The 1083-nt window shown below is 69.1% G+C and carries 1 protein-coding gene and 1 pseudogene; both read right to left on the bottom strand.

All coding sequences use genetic code 11. From position 1 onward, the window contains the following. Positions 1–94: 94 nt before the first annotated feature. Positions 95–526: pseudogene (locus ACWD4P_RS38490) on the bottom strand (VOC family protein); the annotation flags it as partial. A 52-nt stretch (positions 527–578) separates the two neighbouring features. Continuing rightward, positions 579–1079 (bottom strand): helix-turn-helix transcriptional regulator, encoded by a 501-nt coding sequence (locus ACWD4P_RS38485; protein WP_266561559.1) that lies wholly within the window; start codon positions 1077–1079, stop codon positions 579–581. Between the last annotated feature and the right edge of the window lie 4 nt (positions 1080–1083).

Below are 1083 nucleotides of genomic sequence, written 5' to 3'. Positions count from 1 at the left end.
GGTCGCCATGTCGCTGAGCTCGCTGCTCGTGGTGGGCAACAGCCTTCGGCTGCGCACCTGGGAGCCGGGGCGCGGGAAGAACCACGGAGGGCGTCTCCTTGTCGAGGTCGAGCCCCTCGTTGCGCTGCGTGAACGAGAACCAGTTCCCGGAGTCGTCGCGGAAGATCGCCTCGGTCCCGTACGGGCGCTCCTGCGGCTCCTGGAGGAACTGCACCCCGCGCCCCTTGAGCCGCTCGTAGTCCCCGTGGATGTCGTCCGTGACCAGGACTCCGGCCCCGAGAATGCCCTTGGAGACCAGCTTCTTCACCGCCTCGGCCGACTCGGGGTCCATCGCGGGCACCCCGGGCACCATCAGCGTCAGCTCGACGTCGGGCTGGTCCTTGGCGCCCACGGTCAGCCAGCGCATACCGCCCTCGCCCATGGTCATGTCCGTACGCACCTCGAGCCCCAGCTTCGCGGTGTAGAACTCCTTGGCCCGGTCCTGGTCGAGAACCCAGACGGTGGAAATGGCGAGTCCCTTGATCATGATGCGCTCCGCAGTGGTCGGGCCACGCGCCGGCGAATCCGGCCGTGCCCTGTCACCGTAGGCAGTCACCCCCCGCCTCCGCTTCTCCAGAATTGCGCCCCTCGCCGGCCCCCTGCCCCGCACTCCCGGACGGCCCTCTGCCGGGGAAGCCGCCGGCCCACAACATCGCGTAACACCCGGGGATGAGCGCCGCCCCGCGCCCCACGTGCTTCGCCCGGTACTCGCTCGGTGTCAGGCCCGTCTGTCTCTTGAACCGGGACGAGAACGTGCCCAGGCTGCTGAATCCCACGAGGCCGCAGATCTCCGTGACCGACAGGTCCGCCGATCTCAGCATCTCCTCGGCCCGCTCGATCCGACGGCGCGTCAGATACTGCCCCGGTGTCTCCCCGTACGCCTCCTTGAAGCACCGCACGAAGTGGTACCGCGAATAACCGGCATGGGCCGCCACCGCGTCCAGGTCGAGCTCGGCCTCGGCCCAGTCGCGGTCCATCGCGTCCTTGGCGAGCCGCAGCTGCCGCAATTTCTCCACGTCACCGATGCTGGCACGCCCCACTGAC

Source organism: Kitasatospora sp. NPDC002543 (assembly GCF_053594915.1).
Note: the sequence above shows the minus strand (reverse complement) of the source record. Positions and strands in the feature narration are given on the sequence as shown.